Origin of the sequence: Mucilaginibacter pocheonensis (assembly GCF_031456535.1) — a bacterium.
GTDB classification, from domain to species: Bacteria; Bacteroidota; Bacteroidia; order Sphingobacteriales; family Sphingobacteriaceae; genus Mucilaginibacter; species Mucilaginibacter pocheonensis.
This window is the reverse complement of record NZ_JAVDUU010000003.1, coordinates 1169010-1189895: the sequence shown is the minus strand read 5'-3', so window position 1 is coordinate 1189895 and position 20886 is coordinate 1169010. Positions and strand designations below refer to the sequence as shown.

Below are 20886 nucleotides of genomic sequence, written 5' to 3'. Positions count from 1 at the left end.
GGGATGAGGTTGATTATAGCCTCATTTCTGCTGACGATGGATGGAAGATTACGCTGACAACAGTACCCTGATTTGAATCGATATTGAATTTCCCATTTAGCTGTTCTGTTAATCCAATCATTAAATTTATCCCCAAAGAGGTACAGGAAGCGACATCAAAGCCGTCAGGCAGGCCTTTGCCATTATCACGCACAGTTAGCTGACATTGTCCTTCACTGGTTTCGGACATCGAGATAGTAATAATGCCTTGCTCGCCCTCATTAAATGCATATTTGACACAGTTGGTGATCGCTTCATTTAAAATCAAGCCTAACGGTACAGTATCAGCAGTGATCAGGCGGATCCCCGGCAGGTTAAAATTGAACGTTATATTGTGTTTGGAATGAAAAGAATCCTGGATACTTTCGGCAAGTTCCATTATATATTTTTGAAGATTAATGGTCGATAAATCATCCGATTTATAAAGTTTTTGATGTATAATTGATATTGCCTGCATCCGGTTCTGGCTGTCCCTTATTGCTGAGAGTGCCTGTTCATTATCCAGATAGGACGATTGGGTATTTAATAAACTTGAAATGATCTGCAGGTTATTTTTAACCCGGTGGTGCATTTCCTTCATCAGCCATTCTTTTTCGGTCAATAATACATTAAGCTGATTGTTTTGTTCATTGATCTCATCCTGCCTAAGTTTCAGAACGGTATTGTTCTTCTGCTTTTCGCGATACAAATAGACCATAAGTCCTGTGACCAACAGGGAGCCCAGCAGCGCGGTCACTATCAGTTTGCGGTTAAGCCCTGCTTTTTCCAGTTCGCTGCGCTGTAAGCTGTTATTGTTACGCAGCACAAGGTTTTCATGATCACGCTGAGCGGTTTCAAACTGAATTTGTAGCTGTTCAGACTGTTTTAACCTTACCTTGTTGAATATGGAATCTGTTATGGATTTTGCAGTTTCAAAATTTCTGATGGCAGCCAGATAATTCCCCTTTGCCGAATCAATCTTAAACTGAAGCTGATGAGCAGCGGCTAAATTTGCCATTGAAAAAATCGGGTTGGGGTTTTTGAATATTTTTTGCACATAAGGTGCCGCTTTATTATAAAGTTTTTGCTTTACATAGAATTCAGCGAGGCTTTTGCAGCATAGATTGTAATACGAATCTATCCGTTTTAATTCTTCAAACATCGCTATTGCTTCCAGGTAATATTTTTCTGCAATTGCAGGTTTGTTCATAGCTGCGTAGCAATCGCCCTTGATCATCGGCACAAAAACCTTATTTTGTTTTTCGTCAGGATATTTTTTTACAGCATATGCCACCTTTTTTAATACTAAATCTGCTTTGCCTTCGGCGATCATATCTGTAGCCAGCTCCCTGAAAACGAGATAGGGGAAGCGTTTTTCTAATATTATAGTATTATCGAGGCATTTTTGGCTCCATTTGATACTCTCTTTTTTTAAGCCCATATCCCGACAAATGTTAGCTAACCTGAATTGGATGAAATTAAGTTGGTAATCAGTACCCGTCGTACCGGCATATTTTACAGCATTCAGGCTGCTGCGCATAGCTGCCTCAAAATTCACCTTAGCCATGTAAACTGCAGATAAAAGGTCATAGGTATACTGCAGATTTTTATAGCCAGCCGCTGTATATAGTTTCAATACATTTTTAAGCTGCCTTTCTGCCGTATCTAATTTGCCTTGCCTGAAATTAAAATCAGCTATCACTTTCAACTCCTTGATTGCCAATCCTGTATCCTTTGCAGCGTAGGCTATGCCAACAGCTTTCTTATAATAGGATAGCGCAATGCTATCGGCGTCTTCATTAGCTGCTTTGGTGTACCAAATTCGGGCTTCGATATTTTTTTGATTATATTGTTTACAGGCGCTGATGATTTGAGCAAACGTTTTCTCGTAAGCCTGACGGTCCATGTACTGCTCTATCTGGAGCGGGTACCGGTAGGTGAGGGCCAGCAGCGAGAGTACAGGCATGTGGTGGGCATCTGCATATCTTTGTGCGCTCGTTAAATTTCTATCTGCAATGTCCAGATCAGCTTTTTCTTCGCCTCCTTTCTCAAGGAAAAACTTCCCTATAATAATATGCAGGCGACAAAATAAAGTGCCGGTAGCCTTGGCGGCCTCTTCGCGAGCTTCAACAAGTTTGTTCTGAGCAAGTAAGAGGCTTACTTTAAGCACCTGTGCATCTTCAATTCCGTGGTTAAATTGTATTGCACGGCTCAGGTTTTCCGCAACTGTGGCGTAGCTGAATGATGAATCGAGGTTAGCCCTAACAGCGGCCTTATTGCTCAAATAAAAATTACTTATGGTTAATGCGAGCCTTATTTTATCCCTGTCTTCCGATGCTTTAACATATTTCGCATTCAGATCAGACAAAGAGTTTTTAAGATCGACTTGTGCCAGGGTAACCATTCCCTGTATGAATAATAAGAAGGTAAATCCAAACTTTAAAGTATAATTCCTTGATTGCATCTATGAACACTAAAATTAAATACACTTTGGGGGTGAACCAGGTAGAAAGCCATCGCTTAATTGAATCCCGATATTATGCTACCAAAGGAAGGCTGTTTCAAAATGTAAAGATATTAAAAACCTGCCAAAGGGCATTCACTGCGTACCGCCGGTTACAGGCAATAAAAAAGGGTACCTTTTTCAAGAATACCCTTATTTATCAGATTGATTGTATATTACGATTTTATAAAAGCTAAAATATCGTCATTAATTGTCGCAGCTTCTGTAGCTGGCATGCCATGCGGAAACCCCGGATAAGAAATCAGTTTTCCATTTTTAAGGAGTTTAACCGCCTTTGCGCCGGAGATTGGAAAAGGCACAATCTGATCATCTTCGCCATGTAACACCAAAACCGGAATATCTACACTTTTCAGATCCTCAGTAAAATCCGTTTCCGAAAAAGCTTTGATGCCATCATGATGCGCCCTAACGCCGCCCATCATGCCCTGGCGCCACCAGTTATCTCTTATCCCTTGTGACACTTTTGCACCCTCACGGTTAAATCCGTAAAAAGGCAGGGTAAAGTCCTGGAAATACTGTGCCCGGTTAAATGCGGTGCCCTGGCGTATTTCATCAAATATAGACATGGGAATACCATCTGGATTGTTTTCAGTTTGCACCATAAGCGGTGTAACCGCACTAATTAACACGGCTTTGGCCACAAGCCCTTTACCGTATTTTGCAACGTAGCGAATAACCTCGCCACCGCCTGTTGAGTGACCAACATGTATAGCGTCTTTAAGGCCCAGGAACTCGTAAAGTTCTGCTGCATCATCAACATAGGTTTCCATGTCATGGCCGGTTGCCGTTTGAGTTGATCTGCCATGACCCCTGCGATCATGTGCAATAACCCTATAGCCCTTTTCTAAAAAGAACATCATTTGGGCATCCCAGTCATCGCTTGATAAAGGCCAGCCATGATGAAATACTATTGGTTGGCCGGTGCCCCAGTCTTTGTAATAAATTTCAGTTCCGTCTTTTACTGTGATTTTCATGTTTTTTACAAGTTATAAGTATGATTAATAAGTGTGATGATTGACCTTAGACTTGCGATTTGTATGCCATGTGACTATTGTGTTGTATGTCAGGTTTTTAGATGTGTTGTTAATGTTTCGTTAATGGCGGTATTTCGTTAATTTACGCTGCCAGACTGGGGCTGTTCTTTTGTGCGAGCAGATGTGCCACAAAGAAAAAATCTTATTTAGAATGTTCAAATAAGGCACGAATAACTTTTTGAACAACTTTATCAGTTAAAAAGGAAGCAAAAGCGTTGATTTACGCCCTGCTTACTCTTTTGAAAATTCTTCTAGTCTTAATCCAGGTTGTTTTTTAAACAGCAAGTGCTTTATCCGCCCCGAATTAACCTCAAACCCGGTGATTTGATCTTTGTTACCCATATAAATCTGTCCTTCATCCAGCCTTATAAACAAAAGTTGACTTTTATTGCTCAATAGTGTGATAAAGTCCTTTTCTGAAGGTATAGTTTTGGCTTAAACAATTTCCATACAATCAATCAAACGGCCGAAACTTCGCTTGCATTTTCGACAGTTTATTATTTATCAAAATTGATTTAAGTTAAAATATCTACTATGAATATTAAATGCAGTGCGTTATTACTGGCCGTTGGCTTTGTAATTTTGGCCGGATTAAGGTCACAAGGACAGTCTGCAGCCTCGGGCAAAATTGATCCTATAACCGAAAATGATACTGCGCGAAGCCTCACACCATTCTTTATCCCCGCAACCGCATCAAAAAAGACTCCGAATTCTGAGGGGTTTATTCAGCGGTGGTTGCTTATGGAACCTATTAACAAATCAATACGGAGCAATCTCGTTTTTACAGATAACTATCTGAAGACACAATTTGAAACCAGTTATTTTCCAAATCAGTTTACGGTTATTCCGAAGGATGGGGAAAAAGTAAAAGTTGGGGAACAGGAATTGTTATGGCATGCATTGGAAAGTCCGAATTTTAACGTCAAATTATTTCGTTTTGCCTATGGATTAAAGAAACAGACCTATGCAGTTTTATTTTGGGCGGTAACGATAGTTAACAGTCCGCGGGAAATAAAAAATGTAAGACTGGCTGTAGGGTCAAACGGAGGATCAATGTGGTGGCTAAACGGAAAAGAAGCAGTGATTCTTGACGGCGATAGACGCATGGTGATGGATGATTGTGTATCGACCCGGCTGACACTCAACAAGGGGAAAAATATAATACGGGGAGCAGTAATCAACGGGCCTGGTCTTAGTGACTTTTGTGTTCGTCTGCTTGACGAAAAAGGAGATCCGATAAAAGGTCTCACCATCACCCTGCAATAATCAGTTGATCATCCCATTTAACGTCGAATTTGTATAGCAATAAGTTATTATGAAATTATTAATATTAAAGGTAATAAGCACTATAGCCCTGTTTTTATTGTGGTTATCCGGAAATGCGATAGCGCAAATTGGTAAGCCATTTATACATGATCCCTCAACTATCGCAGAATGTGATGGGAAGTATTACACATTTGGAACATTTGGAGGCGGGTTAATATCCGACGATGGCTGGACATGGAATGGGGGCGGAGTACGACCCGGTGGCGGGGCCGCTCCTGATGTATTAAAAATTGGAGACCGCTACCTGATTGTTTATGGCGCGACAGGCGGCGGCCTGGCGGGGGGGCATAATGGAACAATACTTACCATGTGGAATAAATCGCTTGATCCAAAATCGCCGGACTTTAAGTATTCAGAGGCTGTCAAAGTTGCCTCATCCGATGGTATAGAAGATAATGATGCGATAGATCCGGGGCTTCTTCTGGACCCAACCGATGGCAGATTATGGTTATCCTATGGCACCTATTTTGGTTATATACGCCTCGTGGAACTTGATCCCAAAACAGGTAAGCGTGTGAAAGGTAATAAAGCATTAAACATAGCTATCGATTGTGAAGCCACAGATATGTTATATAGGGATGGATGGTACTATTTGCTTGGAACACACGGCACTTGTTGTGACGGCCCAAACTCAACCTATAATATTGTTGTTGGCCGCTCAAAAAAGGTAACGGGTCCATACCTTGATAATATGGGAAGAGATATGTTAAAAGGTGGTGGTAAAATGGTAGTTGCAGCTGGCGACAGGTTGATTGGGCCAGGACATTTTGGACGTACGGTAGTTGCCGATGGTGTTGAAAAGATGTCTTGTCATTACGAGGCTGATTTGGATCAAAGTGGCCGCAGCGTATTAGGTATCCGCCCCTTATTATGGAAAAATGGATGGCCCGTTGCTGGTGATAATTTTAAAGACGGGACCTACGAGATCGAGTCTGAACGAAGAGGATATGCCTTAGAATTAGGCGTTGATTTTATAAGAATGCCGGGTGGAATGCGATTTAATAGAAATAATGATGAACCGGTAAAACCGGTGCCGTCTCAAGAATTAGCAGATGTAATTAAAAGCTGGCCAGGCGGAAATATTGGCGTACGGATAAGTGATTATATGTTTCGTCCTCATCAAAAATGGGCAATTTCACAAGTTCCCGGCGCTGGAGGATATTTGGGTGGGCCATATTATAAAATAGTAATTGCCGGAACAGACCGTGCATTAGCAGCAACGGCAGAAGCTGAACTGATAACAGTTCCATCGTTTACCGGTACGCCGGAACAATTATGGCGAATCGATCAGTTAACTGATGGAACTTACAGGATTATGCCAAAGGAGGTTCCGAACTCGAAGGAGCAGCTGGCTTTAGTGTCTTCTGGCGACAGCACACCCACACTCGCCAGGTTTGATATGAATAGTGATAATTCCAAGTGGAATTTTAGGTCCCACTAACTTATTTGAGTAAAATGCACTTGGTGCAATAAATACAATCTTAAAAACTCAACCATCTTGAAACTTAAATTATGAAGATATGAATTTTAAATGTTTAGTTGTTGTGTTAGCAACTTCGCTGACTGGTAGCCTTTGTAAGGCTCAAACATCTGTAGAGGTCAAAGAAGATTTTCAAGCTTCCAGCCTTAATCAGCCCGGGCAGCAATATCCCCAGGTTAATTCGCAAGGTTATGCACGTTTTCGTATAAAAGCACCTAATGTCGATAGTATACGGGTTACTTTGGGCCTGGGTGGGCGTGGGGGTACTAAACTTATAAAAGGCACTGACGGCTACTTTTCGGGCACAACGGAAGGGCCAATGGACGAGGGTTTTCACTACTACCATTTGATAGTTGACGGAGGCATATTTAATGACCCGGGCACATTGAATTATTATGGCTCTACCCGTTGGGAAAGCGGTATAGAAATACCGGCTCATGACCAGGACTTTTATGCCTTAAAAGATGTACCACACGGTAATGTACAGCAAATACTTTTTCCTTCAAAAAGTACAAATACTCAGCGCAGGGCATTCGTTTATACACCTCCGGGCTATGATAAGGAAAGATCGAAGAAATACCCGGTACTGTATTTACAGCACGGTTGGGGCGAAGACGAGACTGCCTGGAGCAATCAGGGGCATGCCAATCTGATCATGGACAATTTAATTGCTGAAGGCAAAATAAAACCTTTTATTATTGTGATGACCTATGGCATGACCAACGATGTTAAAATAGGAGCGGGCGGCTTGAGGAATTTCAAGATAGATGCTTTTGAAACTGTATTAACAGATGAATTGGTGCCTTATGTAGATGCCAACTTCCGTACGGTCGCAGATAGGGCGCACCGCGCGATGGCAGGCTTATCAATGGGCGGTATGGAAACGCATTTAATAACACTTGCCAAGCCCGATGAATTTGCTTACTACGGTCTTTTAAGCGGGGGAATTTATACACTTGCTGAGTTAAAAGATAAACCTAAGGCTAAGCTTATTTTTTTGAGTTGCGGCAGTAAAGAAAATCCAGATGGTGTAAATAAAGCTGCCACTGCATTAAAAGAAGCAGGCCACAATGCTGTGTCTTTTATTTCAGAGAATACTGCTCATGAGTTTCTAACCTGGCGCCGCAGCCTCAAAGAACTTGCACCACTGCTGTTTAAAGATTGAGCGGCCCTGTTTGTTGATCTATTAGTTAAGTGCGCCTAATTGGGAGTAAAGCAATTAACTCATCGGTTTATAATATAGTGAAAAGCATAAAATGTGTATAACATCAGCAAATCTCAACTACCGCCGGTACAAATGGTGCTTTAACCGCAACCCCTTAATAATATGACTAATAAACCTATGAGTAAAGTTTTTAATAATCTTTTTTGTGGATTAATGTTTTTTTTGGCTGCCTCCGTATCTTTTGCACAAACGGCCCATAATCCTATTATTTATGCAGATGTGCCTGATATGTCAATAATCAGGGTAGGTAACACATATTACATGAGCAGTACTACCATGCATATGAGTCCTGGGGTACCGATAATGAAATCTACGGATTTAGTCAATTGGAAACTTGTTAACTATGCGTATGATGTATTGGATGATACCGATGACCTGAACCTGAATAATGGAAAGAGCAGTTATGGACGAGGTTCGTGGGCAAGCAGCCTGCGATATCATAATGGCATTTACTACGTATCTACCTTTGCGGGCAATACTGGCAAGACCTATATTTATACCACTCATAATATTGAAAAAGGCCCCTGGAAGGCTATATCCTTTAAACCAAGTCTGCATGATCATTCCTTGTTTTTTGATGATGATGGTAAAGTTTATATGATTTATGGGAGCGGGCGCATTATGTTAGCTCAATTAAAGGATGATTTTTCGGGACTAAAACCTGACACAAAGCCACAAGTGTTGATAGAGAATGCGAGCCTGGCTGCCGGGCCAAATTTAGGATTGCCGGCAGAGGGCTCTCAGATGTTTAAAATTAAGGGGAAATATTACCTATTCAATATTTCATGGCCACGCGGCGGAATGCGAAGTGTTCTTATTCACCGCGCAGATCATATTACCGGGCCTTACGAAGGGCGCCTGGCATTACAGGATAAGGGCGTTGCTCAGGGTGGTTTAGTAAATACACCAAACGGCCAGTGGTTTGCATATCTTTTCCGCGATTTTGGCTCAGTAGGCCGGGTGCCTTACATGGTTCCTGTGAATTGGGAGGATGGCTGGCCTGTATTGGGCATAAATCATCATGCTTCCGACACCGTAGCGTTACCGGCAAATAAATCATTAATGCCAGGTATAATCTCCCCCGATGAATTTAACCGTAAGCGCGGAGAGCGCGATTTGCCACTGGTTTGGCAATGGAACCATAATCCTGTTAATCAGTTATGGTCTGTACGGCAGCATAAAGGATATCTCAGGCTAACTACAGGAAGGCTTGATACCACTTTGGTTGCCGCGAGAAATATACTCACACAACGCACGTTTGGCCCGGAATGTTTAGCTATAACGGCTGTTGATGTATCCGGACTTAAAGATGGCGACCACGCCGGCCTTGCATTGTTACAGAAAAAGTTTGGATGGGTAGGCGTAAAGGTGATAAACGGAAATAAATTTATCGTTATGGTAAATGCACAGGGTGCTTCGTCAACAGAGTCGGCAAGTATTCCCTTAACTCAAAACCTGGTGTATTTAAAAGCAGCGTGTGATTTTAAAGATCGGACTGACAAAGCATATTTTTATTACAGCACCGATGGAAATAATTGGATACCAATTGGCACTGCGCTTCAAATGGCTTATACCATTCCACACTTTATGGGTTACAGGTTTGGTCTTTTTAACTACGCCACAAAAGTTATAGGAGGATATGCCGACTTCGATTATTTCCGGTTAGGCGATAAAATTTCAACCCCAAAATTGTAAATAATGAAGGATTTTAAGAAATGCGCAGCGCTAATTATATCTATCTTATGGTTCAATTGTTTGATGGCACAAAACCCACTCATACAAAACCAGTTCACGGCCGATCCCTCAGCCCGTGTTTTTGACGGTAAGGTATATCTTTATCCTTCACACGATATCCAGGCTACGCCCGGGCATGGCAAACCTGGCTGGTTTTGTATGCAGGATTATCATGTATTTTCATCATCCAATCTAACTGATTGGACCGATCACGGCGTAATAGTAAGTCAAAATAAGGTGCCCTGGGCCGATTCGGCAGCGTATAGCATGTGGGCACCTGATTGTATTGAGCGGGCCGGAAAATATTATTTTTATTTTCCAACCACAGCAAAGCCTGGCAATCCCAAAGGGTTTTCAGTTGGTGTTGCAATAGCCGACAAACCTTACGGCCCCTTTGTTCCGCAGCCCTTGCCCATAGCCGGGATTCATGGCATAGATCCGAATGTGCAAATAGATAAAGACGGACAAGCCTATATTTATTGGGGGCAGGGAAACCTATACGGCGCTAAGCTTAAAGCAAATATGCTTGAACTTGCATCAGAACCTGTAAAACTTGAAGGCTTTCCTGACAAGGGCTTAAAGGAAGGGCCTTACTTATTTGAACGGAAGGGTATTTACTATATGACCTATCCGCATGTGGCCAATAAAATAGAACGGCTTGAATATGCCATGTCAGATAGCCCTTTGGGGCCTTTTAAATACAGCGGCGTGCTTATGGACGAATCAGCATCTGGCTGCTGGACAAACCACCAATCGATTATCGAATTTAAAAACCAATGGTACTTGTTTTATCATAATGACGACCTATCGCCAAGCTTTGATAAAAACCGGGCTGTAAGGGCCGATAGTTTGTTTTTTAATGAAGATGGCACTATCCGAAAGGTTGTTCCCACATTACGTGGCGTTGGTGTAACCGGCTCATCAAAAAAAATACAGATCGATAGATTTAGCGCTAAAAGCGCAGATGGGGTAGAGGTGGGGTTTCTTGACACAGTAAACAAATTCAAGGGTTGGAAGATTATTTTCAGTAAAACCAACTCGTGGGTGAAATATAATAGTGTGTTTTTTGGCAAAAAAACTACGGGGCACATTAATATAAACGCCTGTTCAACAACCGGAGGGACTTTATCTGTGAGTACTGAAGATAAACCAGATAAGATCATAGCAAACCTTGTTATACCAAAAGGGAATAACTGGAATGTGGTAAAAAAAGCAGTTTTATCCATGCCCCGCGGTGTCAGTAACCTTATAATACAACTAAAAGGCAGCGGCCAGGTAGAAGTTGACTGGATAAGTTTCGAATAGCCTTATAATCCCATAAGCGCATAAGAAAATTGAATGGCACAAAAAATTATCAACAAACTTTTCCTTGCTTCCCTTATGCTTTGTTTGCTCAATGTAAAGGTGCGCGGATCTGCCTGGCATAGAAAGGCGTCGTTACATTGACATAAGAGCCTCTTTTCTATCCGCCACGTTGTTATTCTCCACCTTTCTATAATCGGACGGAAGCATATTAAACTTCTCTCTAAACGATCGTGAAAAATAATGCGGTGTAGCAAAACCTGCCTCATAGGCTATTTGTGTAACGGTCATATCACTCTTCAGAAGTAATATTGCGGCCCGATCGAGTTTATATGAACGGATAAATTCAACAGGGGGAAGGCCGGTAAGCTCAAATATTTTTGTGTAAAGTGCTCCCCGGCTCATTGCCAAATGTTCGCTGAGATCTACAACAGAAAATTTTGGATTGTTTAAGTTGTTGTCTATGTAATTGATCACCTTTTTCAAAAATTTCTCTCCACTCGACGCCACCTCCATGTCTGGATGAATAACTTTTAATTGCTTTTTATAGGTGTTTTTAAGCATGGTGTTGAGTTGTAAAAGATTTTTGATCTTGACATTTAAAATTTCAAAATTAAAGGGTTTGGTCAAATAATCATTTGCTCCTGATTCAAGTCCTCTCAGTTGCTCGTCTTCGCGTGTACAGGCGGTAAGCATTATCAATGGAATGTGGCTGGTACGTTTATCGGCTTTTATTTTCCTACTGAGTGTAATGCCATTCATAAATGGCATAGTTATATCGCTAATGATCAAATCAGGATGGCATGATAAGGCCTTATCCCAACCTTCGATACCATTTGAAGCCTCAACAATTTTATATTGAGTCATTAAACTATCTTTAATATAATAGCGAAACTCATCGTTATCTTCTACAATAAGCAGTACAGGCATGTCTGTAATTGCCTGTGCAATATTTCTTTTTATGTGAAGATCTTTTTCTTTGACATCTGTTTTAACCGGCAGCTGAGTTTCTATTGAATGATCAGCAAAAACCTCAAAAGGAATTAACACGCTGAAATCTGAGCCTTTTCCTAATTTACTTTCAACAGTAATGTTACCGCCGTGCATTTCAACAAACTCTTTAGTAATTGAAAGACCGATTCCGCTTCCCGGATTTATCTTTGCTATATTAGGATCCCCCACCTGATAAAACCGTTTAAATATTAAATGTTTTCTCTCGGGGTCGATACCAATACCGGTGTCACTTATTTTAAATTCCAATACCGTTTTATCTATGTTGGATGTGGGATGTTTAGTAATATTTACAGAAACATTACCTCCGGGTAATGTAAATTTGAAAGCATTGGAGAGCAGGTTAAATAAAATACGCTCCACTTTGTCGTGATCAAAACGTACGAATAATTTTTCCTGAGGTGCCTTATAATCAAAAGTGATACTTCTCGATTCTGACAAGTCATGGAAAGAATCTACAACGTCGCTTATGAACGTCATTATTTCGCCTTCAGTTAGGTTAAGCTTTAATTCTTGTTCCTCTAATTTGCGAAAATCTAAAAGTTGGTTTACCAAATTCAACAGCCGCCGCGCATTTCGTCGTATCACCGCCAATTGGCCTGTGGTTTGCTCGTCCTTATGTTCTGCTAATAACTTATCTGCAGGCGCCATGATCAGTGAGATTGGCGTGCGGAACTCATGGCTCAGGTTGGTAAGGAATTTGATTTTAAGTAAATCAAGTTCACGTAGTCGTTCCGCTTCCTTTCTTTCCTGTTCAAGGGCAAGTTTGCTTTTTAGTTTTTTTATGCCCCGGCGACGGATGATCAGGAGCGTGCCAACAGCCACGGTGGCATATAGCAAATAGGCGTACCAGGTCATCCATATCGGAGGATGAATCACGATGCGGATTTGTGCACCTGAGTTGTTCCATATTCCATCGTTATTGCAAGCCCGCACTACAAACACGTATTCTCCAGGGTCTAAATTGGTATAATACGCTGTTGCAGCCGAACCTACATAATTCCAGCTTTTATTGAACGATTTAAGAATGTAGGCATATCTGTTCTGTTGGGGAAGCGTAAAATTAATTGTTGAATAACTTATTGAAAAGTTGTCCTTATAATTCAGGTCAATCTGCTTAGCTACCGAAATATCTTGTTTAAGTGGCGAGTGGCTGCCAGACAATATAAGGTTATTATTTACTTTGAGAGTGGTTAAAAATACCGGAGGAGCGTTGCTGTTGCTTTTTACCTCCTGCTGTGGGTCAATATAATTAAAGCCCTTGGCTCCGCCAAAGAAAAGCAGGCCTTTACTTGACTGCAGACCAGAGCCATCGATAAACGCATCGTTTTGCAGGCCATTGTAGGCTGAATAATGTGTGAACTTTTTAGATGCAACATTAAGCATACATATTCCTTTATCAGTACTTAACCATATATTACCCCTATAGTCCTCCAGCAGTTTGTGCACTACTCCATCTGGCAGTTCGTCTGGCGCGGAATAATTAACCAATTTTTTTTGGTTGATATTAAAGCGATATAATCCATCCCCGGCAGTGCCAATCCACATATTGCCCTTATGATCCTGTAACAGCGAAAATGTGCGATCTATCGCCATTCCGGTATTCTTATTATTGTACACCCGGAACTTTTGAGTTGTAGGATTTAACACCGCTATTCCACTGCCATAGGTACCTATCCAAATATTCCCCTCATTGTCTTCTTCAAGCGCTCTGATAAAACCATTAACAGGTAACTGCTTTTCGCCGGCAGAGGTTGGGGTTGATACGTATTTAAAAAAAGTTTTTTTATCGGGATCAAACACATTAACCCCGCCACCATTGGTACCTATCCATATCTTACCTTTGCTGCTTTCCTTCAAGCAAAAAATTTCGTTGTGGTTTATATGTGCATCATCTGTTCCCGCATTTAACTGTTGATACTCTCCAGTTTTTGTATTGTAAATGAACAGGCCATGCTGAAAAGTGCCGATCCAAAGTTGTTGCCTGCGGTCAAGCATCATACTTAATATCGGAAGACCGGCAGAATTACTTTTTGTTTTAGATTTTATAGAAATATGACTGAACAAACCGCTCCTGATGTGAAAAAGGTTCAAGCCTCCGCCATCTGTACCAACAAACAGATCACCGTCCTTATTCTCGGCGAACGATGAAACGAAAGGCGCACTTAATCCGGCGGGGTCATACGCGTTATTTTGCTTTGAATTAAACAGGGTAAGGTTTCTGTCATACTTATCCACACCGCCCTGGTAAGTGCCAAGCCAATAAATTCCCTGTGGATCATTATAAATACAGCGAATAGATTTGCTGCTCACACTGAATTTATCCCGGTCGTCATGATTGTAGCGTTTTACCTTTCCGGATACCGGATCTAAAATATTCAAACCGCCTTCGGAGCCTACCCAAATTTTATTACCGTTTGCGGCTATACTATAAATAAGGTTGCCGCTTATCGTACTATCATCACTGGGCCTGTATTTAAAAGTTTTAAAAGTTTTTAAATCCGCTGACAAACAGCTTAGTCCATCATTAGTTCCTATCCATAACCTGTGTTGGCATTCGGCTATGGTATTGATTCCGTCATTTGGGATACTTGATGGATCATTGTTGTCATGCCTAAAAGCAGTGAAGCTGTTTGATTCTTCCTTATAAAGATAGAGTCCTTTATCAGTACCAACCCACATTCGCCCCTGGCTGTCCCTGAAGATGGATAATATGATACCCGAATTGAGCTGTCCGGGCTTGTTTTCGTCGGCTTTGTAAAATATTTCTTTTTTTGTTTTAGGATCAAGTACGCACAGGCCTCCTATCATACCAATCCAAAGACGGCCATGATTATCACCATAGATTGACTTTATATAGCTGTTTGCCAAACGTCCGTTTGCGGAGCTCTCCAGGTAGGGGCGAAACTGATCGTGAGAACGGTCGAGATAATATAACCCGCCACCCATTGTAGCTACCCAAAACCGCCCTGCTTCATCCTCATACATGCTCGATACTTCTTTAGAGCGATAACCTGATTTGTCTGCCGGATCAAAGCGATATGGCTTGTGTTCCATACCATCAAATCTGTCCAGGCCATCGGCAGTTGCAAACCATAAAAATCCGTAACGATCCTTTATGATCGCATTAATTGTATTCGAGAGCAAACCATCGTGAGAGGTCATTACAGTAAACCGTATGGCCTGCCCGCTACATTGTATAGAGGTACTGAGTGATGCCGTTAAGATAATTAAAAAGAACCGGGTAACCGTAGTTCGCTTAAGTGATAATCGAAGATTTAACATGTCAAATGCCATTACTTTTTTAAAAATTGTACAGACATCCCGCTTTATTGGCAGATGAGTGCACTGATAAATATATTTTCGAAAACAAGAGGTTTATAATGGTGCGAATTCAAACATTATTAAAATAGCACAACGTAAATCTAAGCTATAAATTAATAAAAAGCAATCGATTGCGTAATAAAATATTAAAGTTATCTGTCAGACTGCATTTCTAAGGACCGATACATATCTGATAGAAAAAGTGATAGTTTTCTCAGATAACAAGATTAATTATTATCGGAATGGGAGAGGGCAACGTTTATTATAATTGATACAAGCCGATGATATAAGGATTGCTTATGGTATTGGAAAAGGATAGCTTAAATTAAAGTTGATTTACGACATATAACATTGTTTGCCTAATCCGGACATCTGTTGTTTCAAAAACTTCTGATTTCAACTAAAGTGTTAATTTATTCAACATTTGTGGCACGTCAAGTTCTATTTTCAAAATACTTTTGGTCAAAATTTAACGCGTAAATTGTTGAGATATAAAGCTGTGGAAGGCAAAAAAAGAATTACAACCTGTTCGGCTTCCGCGCGAGGTATTTATCGAATAACATCGGGAAAAATTTAAACAAATAAGAAAAGTTTCTGAAAGCTAATATTTATATCATGAACCAGTTCATCCGGATCGCGGGCCTTTTAACCATATTCACACTTTCCGTATCGTTTGTAAGCGGCCAGGAAAATATACAAGATTCCACCTGGTTTTATCAGGCAGTTAACACCTATGTAAACCCGGTGTTACCTGGTGACCACCCGGACCCCACCTTACTTAAAGTGGGAGATGATTTTTATCACTGCGGGTCTTCCTTTCATTTTAACCCCTATTTGCCCATTTATCACTCAAAAGATCTCGTTCATTGGAAAGTGATAAGCAGGGTGCTGCCATCATCAAGAGCGGCCTGGGTTAGTGACCGGCCCTCAGCTGGTGCATGGCAGGGTGCTATAACCTATTTTTACGGCTCTTACTGGATATATTTCTCGGCCGGAGAGCAGTGGTTTTGTAAGGCAAGTTCTCCCAAGGGGCCGTGGTCTGCCCCCGTACAGGTAAAAACCAACCCTGAAACAGGTAACCTTGGTTATGACAACTCAATTTTTGTGGATGACGACGGAAAGCCCTACATGGTAATAAAAAACGGTCAAAAAGTTAATCGTTTACAAGCCTTGGGTAAAGATGGGCAATTGACTGATCATGTGATTAATCTCGACTGGGTAAATGCAAAACTACAATATAGCTGGGCAGAAGGCCCGGTAATGTGTAAACGGAATGGTTATTATTATTACCTGCCGGCCGGTGATGTTACCGGCGGACAATATGTTTTAAGAGGAAGAGAATTGACCGGCGATTCGACCAAATGGGAAAGGCTAGGTGATTTTTTTAAGCCGATTACCGATAATAAGACAGGTTTCCGGCGCCCCAACCATATTTCGGCTCCCGTTCAATTAGCCGATGGCACCTGGTGGACTATCGGACAAAGTTATGAGAAATACGACGGCGATGATTGGTCAGGCGCCGGACGTCAAACAGCTCTTTATCCTGTAACATGGGAGAGCGACAGGCCGTGGGGCATGGCGCCAACTGCTTCACCAATCCGGAAACCGAACCTGCCACAGTCGGGTATTTTATGGACAAGTGTAAAAACAGATTACTTTAACAGCAGTGAGTTAAGCCTGAATTGGCATTTCCTCACTAAAAAAGCTTCGGCTTCGTATTCGCTTACCGGCCGCAGGGGGTGGATAAGGCTTACGCCCGATTCTGGCCGCACGCACCTTGTTCAAAAGGAAACAGACCACTATTATTCTGCTGTGACAAAGGTTGACCTGCGTGCAATCAATGACAGCGTTAAGGCGGGTATTTATCTTACTAACGGAAACCAGGCGGTGGTGGTGAGGCTTTATAGCGGTTATAATAATGGGAGGAAAATTGTTTTTACGATGGATACCGCCACTCGGAGCGCGCCAAACAACTTTGGAAACATTGTTTGGTTGAAACTGGAAAGAAACGGCCACGAGCTAACCGGATATTATAGCGGCGATGGGAAAGCCTGGGTTTCTTTAGGCAGACCAATTAATGCGGTTAAACTTGATGCTGCCCAACCAAATTTTAATTCATGGGTGGGCACAAGCGTGGGTTTATTTGCTGAGGGCAAGCCGGCAGACTTTGATAGTTTTATTTGTAAGGATGGCTCCTCCTTATTGCCTGCAGCAGGCTATAATAATTACTATGGAATAGCAACCGTAAATAAAGATAAGGTTAAAGCGGTAACCAATACATCCTTGCATGGCGGATGGTTTATGATATCTGGTGTGGAAACCGGACATTCGCCATCTTCGGTACAGGTAGTTGCTTCCTCAAAACTCAAGGGTAAACTTCAAATTTGGCTTGATGATCTTCGAAACGGTAAATTGATAGCCACAATACCGCTAAGCGCTACAGGCACCGGTATTTATAAAACATTCAGCCAGCGACTTAAAAATGTTACCGGACAACATGATGTTTTTGTGCGGTATCCTGCTGGCGTTCCACAAGCCATTTTTATTAAAAGCATAAGGTTTTCCGGCAAGTAAAGTTGCTTTAGTTATTAACCAATGAGAAAAATAGTAAACAAATCTTTATAACTACATAAATATGAAAAAATTAGTGTTGTTGTGCGTAATGGTTGCTTTGCTGCCTGCTTTGGCCCATGGTCAAAGTCAGAAAGCTTTAAAAAAAGTGTCAGGTAAGGGGGCTTTTGCTTCTAGTATTTATCCTGATCTTTTTCATGAAGCCGGATATAGCAAAGATGATATAAACATTAAAGTCGCTAAGGCTTATCATGATGTGTTTGAAGGTCCCAACAAAGTTTATTTTGAGGTGGGCGATTCAATGGCATATGTGTCTGATGTGAAAAACCACGATGCCAGAACAGAGGGTCTTTCGTATGGTATGATGGTCGCGGTGCAGCTTAATAAAAAAGATGTTTTTGACCGCATATGGCGTTGGTCAAAAAAATATCTTCAACACCAGGACGGGCCAAGCAAAGGATATTTTGCCTGGAGCATTAATCCTCAAACAATGAAGCATAATTCGGAAGGTTCGGCATCCGACGGAGAATTATACTATATCACAGACCTTCTTTTTGCCGCTAACCGGTGGGGAAATAATACAGGCATTAATTATTATGACGAGGCCAGAATAATACTGGATGCCATGTGGAAAAAAGATGGTACCGGGAATGTTCATCCTTTAATAAACATTGCGGCGAAGCAAATTTCATTTGTGCCTGAAGGCGCCGGGTATGGATGGACAGATCCATCTTATGATTTACCTGCGTTTTACGAGGTGTGGGCACTTTATGCAAAAGACGGCCATGAACAATTTTACCGGGACTGTGCAGATACTGCCAGAGTGTTTTTACACCGGGCCTGCGACCCCGTTACATCACTTAACCCTGACAATACCGATTTTAATGGTAAGGCACTCGGAGGGAGCCGATTTCCGTCTGCGTTCCGTTTTGACTCCTGGCGCGTGCCAATGAATATTACAATGGATTATGTGTGGTTTGGTAAGGACAAAAAGTGGCAGCAAAATTATGCCAAACGTCTTCAAAACTTTTTACGATCAAAGGGAATAAATGATTTTGAGGATCAGTTTAATACAGATGGCTCCAGGCCTGCCTTCATTCTGCCAGCAGGAGGAGTTAGGAAATTACGGCATTCATTAGGATTGGTGGCCACCTCTGCTGCTGCTTCGCTCATGATTACGGACAACACGAAATTCGATTTTGTGCGACCCCTTTGGAACGCCAAGCTTGAGCCCTATGTAGATGGATATTTCGATCCGTATTATGACGGCTTGTTATATTTATTCAGCCTGATGCATCTGAGCGGCAAATACCAGCTTATACAACCACAAACCAATTGATAATTTATCTATAAACAATATGAACAGATTAAAATATTTTAAGCAATTTTTTTTTGCGGCGTGTGCCGTTCTTTTGTTTAACCTGCAGGTTTATTCACAAGACATAGTTAGCCAGGCACGAGTGGGTTTTGATGTGTTTCGTGCCGATATTCCGCACGGCAAAATTGATACCATCACTTATCAATCAAAAACCGTAGGCAACACCCGCCGCGCGCTTATTTATACGCCTCCCGGATATTCTAAGAGCAAAAAATATCCCGTGTTGTATCTTTTGCATGGTATTGGTGGTGATGAAAAAGAATGGTATAACGGTGGCAGCCCCCAGGTTATATTAGATAACCTTTACGCACATGGTAAAATTGTACCCATGATAGTAGTGTTGCCGAACGGCAGGGCTATTAAGGACGACCGCGCTACTGGAAATATTATGGCGCCTGACAAGGTGCAAGGTTTTGCCGTTTTTGAAAAAGATTTGTTGAACGATCTGATACCTTTTATTGATACTAAATACCGTGTTTATACCGATAAGGACCATAGGGCAGTAGCCGGCCTGTCAATGGGTGGTGGACAATCATTAAATTTCGGCTTGGGAAACCTTAACGTATTTTCATGGGTCGGTAGTTTTTCTGCAGCGCCTAATACCAAAAAGCCCGAAGAGTTGGTTCCCAACCCTGATGCGGTAAAAAGTAAGCTAAAATTACTTTGGATATCATGTGGATCAAGTGACGGGTTAATTGCATTCAGCAAACGGACTCATGACTATCTGACAGAAAAAAACGTGCCGCATATTTATTATATAGAGCCGGGTGTTCATAACTTTAAGGTTTGGAAAAACGGCTTATATATGTTTTCACAACTGATTTTTAAGCCAGTAAATGTTTCAACATTCCCTCAATATTCTTATAATGAAGTGGGCATACCGGCGCCCACTAATATTCCGGGCGTAAAGTACCCTCAAATATTTCCGGATAACACAGTTTTTTTTCGCGTAAAAGCACCGGAGGCCAAGAGTGTTCAGATTGATTTATTGAAAAAATACCCAATGACTAAAGACACCGGTGGATATTGGACGGTAACTACTGATCCAATTGTATTGGGGTTCCATTACTACTCTTTGATAATTGACGGCGTATCCGTTGTCGACCCCGCCAGTCAAACTTTTTACGGCATGGGGCGGATGGCAAGCGGTATTGATATTCCTGATCCGGATGGCGATTTTTATGCTATTAAGGATGTGCCTCATGGCGAGGTACGTTCAGTAAATTACTACTCAAACATAACAAAGGCATGGAGGCGGGCAAACGTATACACGCCGCCCGGTTATGATATACAAACCGATAAAAGATATCCGGTACTTTACTTACAGCATGGTTCGGGCGAAGACGAAACCGGTTGGCCTACTCAAGGGAAAATGAATTTTATATTGGACAACCTGATTGCCGCCAAACAGGCAACGCCTATGATAGTTGTTATGGATAGGGGATACGCTACAGATCCAACACAGCCGGTAACCAGCGCACCCCGGGGAATGAGTATGGCGGGCAATGTTTTTCCGGATGTGCTTGTAAAGGAAATTATCCCGATGGTTGATGCAAAATTCAGAACGCTTACTGATCGCGATCACCGTGCTATGGCTGGGCTTTCAATGGGAGGGTTTCAAACCTTTCAGACTACCATGACCAACCTTGATAAGTTTGCCTATGTGGGAGGTTTTAGCGGCGCTGCCTTCATGCAGCCAGGAACCGATGTAACCAAAATGTACAACGGCGTATTTGCCGATGCAAATGCATTTAACAAAAAAGTTAAGGTGCTTTATTTAAGTGTCGGAACTACAGAACCGGAAAGAATGCAAATCACCGTAAAAGGATTTCATGAGGCGCTTGAAAAAGCAGGCATTAAACAGGTGTTTTATGAATCCCCGGGCACTGCACACGAATGGCAATCATGGAGGCGCTCCTTAAATCAGTTTGCAAGTCTTATTTTCAAAAAATGAGTTCA

General features: G+C 41.7%; 11 protein-coding genes. 8 read left to right on the top strand and 3 right to left on the bottom strand.

All coding sequences use genetic code 11. From position 1 onward, the window contains the following. Positions 1 to 13: 13 nt before the first annotated feature. Together J2W55_RS18195 and J2W55_RS18190 are read right to left on the bottom strand one after the other, a co-directional pair. The gene (locus J2W55_RS18195; RefSeq protein WP_310098870.1) at positions 14 to 2482 is read right to left on the bottom strand and encodes a histidine kinase dimerization/phosphoacceptor domain -containing protein; all 2469 of its coding nucleotides are present in this window, start codon (positions 2480 to 2482) and stop codon (positions 14 to 16) included. A gap of 215 nt (positions 2483 to 2697) precedes the next feature. Beyond that, a complete protein-coding gene (locus tag J2W55_RS18190; RefSeq protein WP_310098867.1) occupies positions 2698 to 3516 on the bottom strand; it encodes an alpha/beta fold hydrolase in 819 nt (272 codons plus the stop codon). A gap of 594 nt (positions 3517 to 4110) precedes the next feature. Between J2W55_RS18190 and J2W55_RS18185 the strand changes: the two genes are divergently transcribed. From J2W55_RS18185 to J2W55_RS18165, 5 genes are all read left to right on the top strand, one after another. Beyond that, a complete protein-coding gene (locus J2W55_RS18185; RefSeq protein ID WP_310098864.1) occupies positions 4111 to 4842 on the top strand; it encodes a hypothetical protein in 732 nt (243 codons plus the stop codon). A gap of 49 nt (positions 4843 to 4891) precedes the next feature. Then, the gene (locus tag J2W55_RS18180) at positions 4892 to 6343 is read left to right on the top strand and encodes a family 43 glycosylhydrolase (protein WP_310098861.1); all 1452 of its coding nucleotides are present in this window, start codon (positions 4892 to 4894) and stop codon (positions 6341 to 6343) included. A gap of 79 nt (positions 6344 to 6422) precedes the next feature. After that, on the top strand, positions 6423 to 7547 hold the full coding sequence (locus tag J2W55_RS18175) for an alpha/beta hydrolase-fold protein (protein ID WP_310098858.1): 1125 nt from the start codon (positions 6423 to 6425) through the stop codon (positions 7545 to 7547). Between the two features lie 177 nt (positions 7548 to 7724). Continuing rightward, the gene (locus tag J2W55_RS18170; protein ID WP_310098857.1) at positions 7725 to 9302 is read left to right on the top strand and encodes a glycoside hydrolase family 43 protein; all 1578 of its coding nucleotides are present in this window, start codon (positions 7725 to 7727) and stop codon (positions 9300 to 9302) included. Between the two features lie 63 nt (positions 9303 to 9365). Then, entirely contained in the window at positions 9366 to 10646 is a 1281-nt protein-coding gene (locus J2W55_RS18165; RefSeq protein ID WP_310098855.1) for a family 43 glycosylhydrolase, read from the top strand. Between the two features lie 132 nt (positions 10647 to 10778). Here J2W55_RS18165 and J2W55_RS18160 read toward each other — a convergent pair whose 3' ends face one another. Next, complete coding sequence (locus J2W55_RS18160) at positions 10779 to 14951, bottom strand: hybrid sensor histidine kinase/response regulator transcription factor (RefSeq protein WP_310098853.1); 4173 nt, start codon at positions 14949 to 14951, stop codon at positions 10779 to 10781. 642 nt (positions 14952 to 15593) lie between these two features. Between J2W55_RS18160 and J2W55_RS18155 the strand changes: the two genes are divergently transcribed. From J2W55_RS18155 to J2W55_RS18145, 3 genes are all read left to right on the top strand, one after another. Beyond that, positions 15594 to 17552, top strand: a complete 1959-nt coding sequence (locus J2W55_RS18155) for a family 43 glycosylhydrolase (RefSeq protein ID WP_310098850.1) — start codon at positions 15594 to 15596, stop codon at positions 17550 to 17552. Positions 17553 to 17613: 61 nt separating this feature from the next. Further along, complete coding sequence (locus J2W55_RS18150; protein WP_310098847.1) at positions 17614 to 18888, top strand: family 8 glycosyl hydrolase; 1275 nt, start codon at positions 17614 to 17616, stop codon at positions 18886 to 18888. 19 nt (positions 18889 to 18907) lie between these two features. Beyond that, entirely contained in the window at positions 18908 to 20881 is a 1974-nt protein-coding gene (locus tag J2W55_RS18145; protein ID WP_310098844.1) for an alpha/beta hydrolase-fold protein, read from the top strand. The last annotated feature ends 5 nt before the right edge of the window (positions 20882 to 20886 follow it).